This window comes from Embleya sp. NPDC025285 (assembly GCF_055558835.1).
Genome location: NZ_JBVHLU010000007.1, coordinates 57691 through 67357, shown reverse-complemented (window position 1 = coordinate 67357; position 9667 = coordinate 57691). Strand labels below are relative to the sequence as shown.

Here is a 9667-nt window from a genome sequence, read left to right as displayed (position 1 = left end):
GACAAGTCAGGAGATGCCGAACTGCTTGCCGATGAATTCGATGAGCTCGTCGTCGGTGGCCGAGTCGATCTCGTCGGCGATGCCTTCGAGTTCGCTACCGGGCGACTCCGGAGCGGGTGCCGCGCCGGCGGCCCAGCGTGCGGCGATCTCGGCGAGCCGGACCGCGGTCGCCTCGTGTTCGGCCGGATCGGCGGCCGCGTGCGCGAGGAGCGCTTCCAGGCGGTCGATCTCGGCCCGGATGGCGTCGGCGCTCGGAACCACCCGCGGCAGCAGCTCGCCGTGCAGGAATTCGGCGAGCGCGTTGGGCGTGGGGTAGTCGAAGACCAGCGTCGCGGGCAACCGCAGACCCGTCTCGGCGGTCAGCCGATTGCGCAGCTCCACCGCCGTGAGCGAGTCGAACCCCTGGTCCCGGAAAGGCTTCCCGGCCGCCACCGCGTCGGCGGAGGCGTGCCCGTGCACGATCGCCGCCCGGGTCCGGACCAACCGCACCAGATGTGGTCGGCGCTCCTCCTCGGCCAGTTCGGCGAGTGTCGCGATCAGCCTGGTCGCGGCCGTCTCGGGTGAGGTCGACGCCGAATCCGTTGCCGATCCCGAGGCCGTCGCCGAAGCCGCGGGCGCGCGCAGGAGTTCGGCGACCAACGGGTGCGGCCGGTCGCGGAACAGCACGTCCCAGTCGATGTCGCAGACCGTCAGGTGGCTCTCGTCCGCGTCCAGGATCTGCCCGAGCGCCTCGACCGCGAGGGCCGGATCGAGCATGGTCAGGCCCTGACGGCCGAGGCGCTCCTCGATCTCCGGCGCGGCGATCCCGCCGCCGGCCCAGTGCCCCCAGGACACCGAGGTCGCGGGCAGCCCGTCGGCCCGACGACGTGCGGCGAGCGCGTCCAGATAGGCGTTCCCGGGCGCGTAGTTGCCCTGGCCGGCGACCCCGCACAGTCCGGCCACCGAGGAGAACAGCACGAACGCCGACAGGTCGGCGTCCCGGGTGAGTTCGTCGAGATGCCGGGCGCCGTCCACCTTGACCCGCGCCACCCGCTGCTGCTGCTCCGGGGTCAGTTCGCCGATCACCGCGTCGTCCAGGATCGCCGCCGCGTGCAGCACGGCGGTCAGCGGGAACTCCGCCGGGATCGCGGCCAGTACGTCGGCCAGCGCGTCCCGGTCGCCCACGTCGCACGACGCGAAGGACACCCGCGCGCCCGCCGCGGCGACGTCCTCGGCCAGTCGATCGGCGCCGGGCGCGTCCGCGCCGGTACGGCTGACCAGCAGCACGTGCTCGGCCCCGCGCGCCGCGACCCAGCGGGCCACATGCCCGCCCAGCGCCCCGGTCCCACCGGTCACCAACACCGTGCCGGACGGCCGCCAGGTCCCGGCCGGCCGGGCGGCCCCGAGCGGCGCGCGAACCAGCCTGCGGCCCCAGGCCCCGGTCGGCCGCACCGCGACGTCCCGCTCGTCCACCGCGCCGGCCAGCACCGCCACCAGGCGGGCCCAGGCCGGTGCCTCGGCGTCCGTGCCGGGATACGCGCTCGGCAGGTCGATCAATCCGCCCCACGAACGCGGATTCTCGGCCGCGACGACCCCGCCGAAGCCCCACACCTGCGCCTGCTCGGGTACCCGGACCGGGTCCGCCGCACCGACCGTCACCGCGCCGCTGGTCACCGCCCACAGCGGTGCCACCACACCCGCGTCGTCCAGGGCCTGGACCAGGGCGACGGTCGCCGCCGTCCCCCACGGCACCGCGTCGAACCCGGCCGCGGTGCCGTCGGCCAGTGCCAACAGCGAGAGCACACCCGCGACCGGTCCTGGCTGTGCCGCGGCCAGGTCCCGCAGCGCCGCCCGCTCACCCCGGTCGCGAGCGACGGGAACACGCTCCACCCGGGCACCGGCGGCGGTCAGCAGCGGGGTCAGAAAGTCCGCCCACCCGCGGGCGGCCTCCTCCTCGGGCACCACGAGCAGCCAGGTCCCGGACAGGTTCCCGATCCCGGTCCCGGCGACCGGACGCCACACGATCCTGTGCCGCCACGCGTCGAGGGTGGCTCCCGAGCGCCGACGGTCCCACCACGACGACAACGCGGGCAACACCGCGCCCAACGACTCCGCCGAGGTCTGCGTACCCAGCGCCTGGGCCAGGCCCGCCTGGTCACCGCTCTCCACGAGCGACCAGAACGCCGCGTCGATCGTGTCCACCACCCCCGTGGCCGTACCCGCGCCGGTCGTCGAACCGGCCGGGCCCGGGGTGTCGAGCCAGTAGCGCTTGCGCTCGAAGGGATAGGTGGGCAGCTCGACCCGACGCGGCCGGGTCCCGGCGAACGCGGCGGTCCAGTCCACCGCGACGCCGCGCACGAAGGCTTCGGCGAGCGAGATGTACAGGCGCTGCGCGCCGCCCTGGTCGCGGCGCAGTGTGCCGACCACGACCGGATTCTCCAAACCCTCCTCGTCCAGCGTCGCCTCGATCGCGGCGGTCAGCACCGGATGCGGGCTCACCTCCACGAACACGCCGTGGCCGGTGGCGGCGAGACCTCGGGTGGCTTCCTCGAAGCGCACCGTCTCGCGCAGGTTGGTCGCCCAGTAGGCGCCGTCCATCGCGGCCGTGTCCAACCAGTCCCCGGTGACCGTCGACCAGATCGGGATCGTCCCGGACACCGGTGCGATCTTGGCCAACTCGGCCACGATCTCCGCCCGGATTTCCTCGACGTGCGCCGAATGCGACGCGTAGTCCACCGGGATGAGCCGGGCCCGGCCGCCCTGGCCGGTGACCGCCGCTACCAACTCGGCCAACGCTTCCGGCTCGCCGGAGACCACCACCTGGCCGGGGCCGTTCACGGCCGCGACCGAGATCCGCCCGTCCCAGCCGGCGATCCGCTCGCGGACCACCACGATCGGCTCGGCCACCGACGCCATCCCGCCGCGCCCGGACAGCGCGACGATCGCCCGACTCCGCAGCGCCACCACCCGTGCTCCGTCGGCCAGGGACAGTCCGCCGGCCACCACGGCCGCCGCGATCTCGCCCTGCGAGTGGCCGACCAGCGCGTCCGGCGCCACCCCGAAGGAACGCCACACCTCGGCCAGCGACACCAACACCGCCCACAACACCGGCTGGAGCACATCCACCCGATCCAACGACGGCGCACCCTCGACACCGGTCAACACCTCGACCGGCGACCAGTCCACGAACTCAGCCAGGGCCGCCGCGCACTCGTCGAAGCGGGCCGCGAACACCGCCGATTGGCTGAGGAGTTCGGCCGCCATACCGGTCCATTGCGAGCCCTGGCCCGGGAACACGAACACGGTTTTGCCCACCGGTCCGGCCGTCCCGGTCACCACGCCCGCCGCACTCTCGCCACGTGCCACCGCGTCCAGGCCGAACGCCCAGCCGGTCGTGTCCCCGACCAGCACGGCCCGTTCCGCGAACAACGCCCGCGAGGTGAGCAGCGAGAACCCCGCGCCCACCGGATCCTCGTCCAGTGCGCCGCGCACCCGACCGGCCTGCGCCCGCAGCGCGTCCGGAGTCCGGCCGGACAGGACCCACGGGAGCACGGCCGGGGCGGCCACGAGCGGCTCCTCGACGCGCACCTCCGCAGGGGGCTCCGGGAGTTCGAGGATCACGTGCGCGTTCGTGCCGCTCACCCCGAACGCCGACACCGCCGCTCGGCGGGGCCGCCCGGTCTCCGGCCACGGATGGGCCTGCGTCAGCAGCCGCACCGCGCCCGCCGACCAATCCACGTGCGGCGTCGGCTCGTCCACATGCAACGTCCTGGGCAACACCCCGTGCCGCAGCGCCTCCACCATCTTGATCACACCCGCCACACCGGCAGCCGCCTGCGCGTGCCCGATATTCGACTTCAACGACCCCAACCACAAAGGCCGTTCGACCGGCCGACCCTGCCCGTACGTCGCGATCAACGCCTGCGCCTCGATCGGATCCCCCAACGTCGTACCCGTCCCGTGCGCCTCGACGACGTCCACGTCCGCCGCCGTGACACCCGCGTCGGCGAGCGCCCGGCGGATCACCCGCTGCTGGGACGGGCCGTTCGGCGCGGTCAGACCGTTCGAGGCGCCGTCCTGGTTGACCGCGCTGCCCCGCAGCACCGCGAGCACCCGATGCCCGTTGCGCCGCGCGTCCGACAACCGTTCGAGCAGGACGAGTCCGACGCCCTCGGCCCAGCCCGTACCGTCGGCGGCGCCGGCGAACGCCTTGCAGCGCCCGTCCACGGACAGCCCACGCTGCCGGGAGAACTCGACGAACATGCCCGGCGTGGCCATCACGGCCACGCCGCCGGCGAGCGCGAGGTCGCTCTCCCCGGTGCGCAACGACTGGGCGGCCAGATGCATGGCCACCAGTGACGACGAGCACGCGGTGTCCACCGTGACCGCGGGACCCTCGAAGCCGAACGAGTAGGAGATCCGACCGGACGCGACACTGCCCGCGCTCCCGGTGCCGAGATAGCCCTCCAGGCCCTCGGGCGCCTCGGTCAGGCCGCGCCCGTAGTCGTGACCGGCCATGCCGGCGAACACGCCGGTCCGGCTCCCGATCAGCGTGTCCGGGTTGATCCCGGCCCGCTCGAACGCCTCCCACGCGGTCTCCAGGAGCAGCCGCTGCTGCGGGTCCATGGCCAGCGCCTCGCGCGGCGAGATGCCGAAGAACGCGCTGTCGAACCCGGTCGCGTCGGACAGGAAGGCACCCGCACGGGTGTACGACGTGCCCACCCGGTCCGGATCCGGGTCGTACAGGCCATCGATGTCCCATCCCCGGTCGGTGGGGAACTCGCCGACGGCATCCGTACCGGCCTCCACGAGCCGCCACAGGTCGGCGGGCGAACTCACCCCACCGGGAAGGCGGCAGGCCATCCCGACGATCACGATCGGATCGTCGGCGTCCGCCCGAGCCGCCGCGCCGGTGGCGGCCGTCGTCTCGGTCTCGCCGACGCCACCGACGTCGCCGAAGATCTCACCGCGCAGGAATTCGGCGAGCGCGTTGGGCGTGGGATAGTCGAAGACCAGCGTCGCGGGCAGCCGCAGACCCGTCTCGGCGGTCAGCCGATTGCGCAGCTCCACCGCCGTCAGCGAATCGAACCCCTGGTCCCGGAACGGCTTCCCGGGATCCACGGCGGCGGCGCCGCGGTGGCCCTGGACCACCGCCGCCTGGGTACGCACCGCCTCGACCAGGAAGCGCAGCCGGTCGGCCGAGCCCAGCCCGGTCAACCGGGTCGCGAAGGTGTCGCCGCCGGCCTCGGCGAGTGCGGGCGCGGACGCGGCGGGATCCGGGCCCTTCGCGCCGAGCAGTTCGGCGACCAGCGGCGCGCGCCGATCCCGGAACAACACGTCCCAGTCGATGTCGCACACCGTCAGATGCGACTCGTCCGCGTCGAGCACCCGGCCCAGCACCCGGATGGCCGCATCCGGGTCGAGCATCCGCAACCCCTGTCGGGTCAGCCGCTGTTCGACCTCGGGAGCGGCGATCCCGCCACCGGCCCAGTGGCCCCACGAGATCGCCGTCGCGGGCAGCCCGGCGGCGCGGCGCCGGGCGGCCAGCGCGTCGAGGTGCGCGTTGCCGGGCGCGTAGTTGCCCTGGCCGGGCACGCCGCAGATGCCCGCGAGCGAGGAGAACAACACGAACGCGGACAGGTCGAGGTCGCGGGTGAGTTCGTCCAGGTGGCGGGCGCCGTCCACCTTGACCCGCAACACACGGTCGAGTTGATCGAGGGTCAGGTCGGCGATCACCGCGTCGTCGAGCACCGCCGCCGCGTGCACGACGGCGGTGAGCGGGAATTGTGCGGGGACGCCTGCGAGTACGTCCGCCAGCGCGGTGCGGTCGCCGACGTCGCAGGCCGCGAAGGACACCCTGGCGCCGGACGCCTCCAGGTCCGCCGCGAGGGCCGGTGCGTCCGGGGCCTCGGCCCCCGACCTGCTCACCAGCAGCACGTGTTCGGCGCCGCGCGCCGCGACCCAGCGGGCCACGTGCCCGCCCAGTGCTCCGGTGCCGCCGGTGACCAGCACGGTCCCGGACGGCTGCCACGATCCGGCCGAGGAGCCGGCCGCGTGTGGTGCCCGGACCAGCCTGCGGGCCCACGTCGCCGCGCCGCGGATCGCGATCTCGCTCTCCCCCGCCGCGCCGGACAACACGGCGCTCAGCCGTGTGGCCGCCGCGTCCGCCGGCAGCGCGTCCGGAATGTCGATCAAACCGCCCCACAGGTCGGGGAGTTCGGCCGCGGCAATGCCGCCGAAGCCCCACACCTGGGCCTGTTCCGGCACCCGGACGGGGTCGTCCGCGTCCACCGAGACCGCACCGCCCGTGACCGCCCACACCGGAGCGTGCACGTCCGCGTCGCCCAGGCCCTGGACCAGCGCCAGTGTCGCCGCCGCGCCCCACGGCACCGCCGGGTACGCGGTGACCGACCCTTCGGCCAGGGCGAGCAGCGACACGATCCCGGTCACCGGCTCCCCGGCGGCGCCGGCGGCCTCCGCGAGCAGCGCGCGCAGCGCGGCGCGATCCGCCTGTTCACGGCCCACCACGACGGGCACCACCCGAGCCCCGAAGGATGCCAGGGCGGTATCGAACCACCGGGCCACCGGGCCGGAGGCCGACCCCTCCGGAAGCGCCAGCAGCCAGGTGCCGGTGAGCCGCTCACCGCCCTCCGCGCCCGCCACCGGCCGCCAGACGATGCGATGCCGCCAGGCATCCGTGCCGGCATCGGAACGGCGCCGGTCCCACCACGAGGACAGGGCCGGCAACACCGCGCCGAGCGGCTCGGCCAGATCGCCGTCGACGTCGCCCAGCGCGGCGGACAGACCCGCGCGGTCGCCGCCCTCGACGAGGTCCCAGAAGGCCGCGTCGACCGCCACCGCGGCGGGCGGCGTGTACTCGCCGGTGTCCAGCCAGAACCGCTCACGCTGGAACGCGTAGGTCGGCAGGGACACCCGCTCGACCGCCCCCGCCTCGAACGCGACGTCCCACGCGACCGGTACACCGCGCACGAACGCCTCGGCCAGCGAGGTGTGCAACCGGAGCAGATCGCCCTGATCGCGGCGCAGCGTGCCGACCACGACGGTGTCGGCCGCGCCGATCTCCTCCAGCGTGTCCTGGATCGCGGCGGTCAGCACGGGATGCGGGCTCACCTCGACGAACACGCCGTGATCGGCGTCCGCGAGCGCGCGCACGGCCTCCGCGAACCGCACGGTCTCGCGCAGATTCGTCGCCCAGTACCCACCGTCCAGTTCGGCGGTGTCGATCCACGCGCCGGTCACCGTCGACCAGAGCGGGATCGTCCCCGAGGTCGGCGCGATCGCGGCCAGGTCGGCGACGATGCGCGCGCGGATCTCCTCCACCTGGGCCGAGTGCGACGCGTAGTCCACCGGGATCACCCGGGCCCGACCGCCCTCCGCGGTCACCGCGGCGACCAGTTCCTCCAGCGCGTCCGGCGCGCCCGAGACCACCACCTGACCCGGGCCGTTGACCGCCGCGACGGAGATCCGCCCGTCCCAACCGGCGATACGCGCCCGGGCCTCGGGCTCGGCCAGCGCCACCGAGGCCATCCCGCCCCGTCCGGACAGCGCGAGGATCGCCCGACTGCGCAGCGCGACCACCGTGGCCCCGTCCTCCAGGGACAACCCGCCGGCCACCACCGCGGCCGCGATCTCGCCCTGCGAGTGACCGACGAGCGCGTCCGGGACGACCCCGTACGCCCGCCACACCTCGGCCAGCGACACCAGCACCGCCCACAACACCGGCTGGACCACGTCCACCCGATCCAACGACGGCGCGCCCTCGTCACCGGTCAACACCTCGACCGGCGACCAATCCACGTGCGCTTCCAGCGCCTTCGCGCACTCGTCGAACCGTGCCGTGAACACCGGCGACTGGGCGTACAGGTCGGCGGCCATCCCGGCCCACTGCGAGCCCTGTCCGGGAAAGACGAACACGGTCCTCCCGGCCGCGTCCGCCGTGCCGGTGACCACGCCCGGTGCCGATTCGCCACGTGTCAACGCGCCCAGCCCGGAGGTCAGCGCGGCCCGATCCGCGCCCACTACGACCGCCCGCTCGCCGAAGACCGAGCGCGCGGAGGCCAGTGAGAAGCCCACCTCGGCGGCGTCGATCGCGGGGGCGGCGTCGAGTCGCTCGCCCAGTCGAGCGGCCTGGGCTCGAAGTGCCCGCGGCGACTTGGCGGAGAGCACCCACGGGGTCGACGGTGCGGGCGCCGGCGGCGGAACCGGCCGCGAGTCGCGATCCTCGTCCGGGAGTTCCAGGATCACGTGCGCGTTGGTGCCACTCACCCCGAACGCGGACACCGCCGCGCGGCGCGGCGCGGCCGTCTCCGGCCACGACCGGGCCTCGGTCAGCAGCCGTACCCCGCCCGAGGACCAGTCCACGTGTGTGGTGGGTTCGTCCACGTGCAGGGTCTTGGGCAGTACGCCGTGCCGCAGCGCCTGGACCATCTTGATCACGCCGGCCACGCCCGCCGCGGCCTGCGCGTGGCCGATGTTGGACTTCAACGAACCCAGCCACAACGGCCGTTCCGGCGCCCGGTCCCGGCCGTAGGTGGCCAGCAGCGCCTGCGCCTCGATCGGGTCGCCGAGCCGGGTGCCGGTGCCGTGTGCCTCGACCACGTCCACATCGGCCGGGGTCAGGCCCGCGTTGGCCAGCGCCCGGCGGATCACCCGCTGCTGGGAGGGGCCGTTGGGCGCGGTGAGCTGGCTGCTGGTGCCGTCCTGGTTGACCGCGCTGCCCCGGATCACCGCGAGCACCCGGTGCCCGGCCGCGCGTGCGTCGGAGAGCCGCTCCAGCACCAGCAGCCCGACGCCCTCGGCCCAGCCGGTGCCGTCGGCGGCGCCGGCGAACGCCTTGCACCGGCCGTCCGCGGACAGGCCGCGCTGGCGGGCGAACTCGACGAACATCCCGGGCGATGCCATCACCGTGGCGCCGCCCGCGAGCGCGAGATCGCACTCGCCGGAGCGCAGCGACTGCGCCGCCAGATGCAGTGCCACCAACGACGACGAGCACGCGGTGTCCACCGTCACCGCGGGCCCCTCGAACCCGAAGGTGTAGGAGATCCGCCCGGACGCCACGCTCGTGGTGCTGCCGGTGAGCACATAGCCGTCCACCCGGTCGGGCGTGGTCTTGTACAGCCGCGGCGTGTACTCCTGCGCGATCACACCGGCGAAGACCCCGGTGGACGAGCCGCGGATCGCCGCCGGATCGATCCCGGCGTCCTCCAGGGCCTCCCACGCGGTCTCCAGGAGCAGCCGCTGCTGGGGATCGGCGGCGAGCGCCTCGCGCGGCGAGAGGCCGAAGAAGGACGCGTCGAACTCGGCCGCGTCGTGCAGGAATCCGCCCTGGCGGGTGTACGTCCTGCCGACCGCGTCCGGGTCCGGGTCGTACAGACCGTCCAGGTCCCATCCCCGGTCGGTCGGGAAGCCGCCGACCGCGTCCCGGCCCTCGGCCACCAGCCGCCACAGGTCGTCCGCCGAGTGCACGCCGCCCGGCAGCCGGCAGCCGATACCGACCACGGCGATCGGTTCGTTCCGGGCTTCCTCGTTCTCCCGCAGCCGGCGCCGGGCCTGGTGCAGGTCGGCGGTCACCCGGGTGAGGTAGTCGCGCAGCTTCTCTTCGTTCGCCATGGGGTATCTGCCTTTTCCGTGCGGCGGCTTCGCCGTGGTGGTGGTGCCAGTCGTGGGG

1 protein-coding gene is annotated in these 9667 nt (G+C 74.3%); it reads right to left on the bottom strand.

The genetic code is table 11. The features are described 5' to 3' along the window. Positions 1-6 precede the first annotated feature (6 nt). A complete protein-coding gene (locus tag ACZ4FV_RS06705) occupies positions 7-9609 on the bottom strand; it encodes a type I polyketide synthase (RefSeq protein WP_465322047.1) in 9603 nt (3200 codons plus the stop codon). Positions 9610-9667: the final 58 nt, after the last annotated feature.

Coding starts and splice junctions, on each gene's coding strand:
- ACZ4FV_RS06705 (WP_465322047.1), bottom strand. CDS start 9,609: ATGGCGAACGAAGAGAAGCTGCGCGACTACCTCACCCGGGTGACCGCC.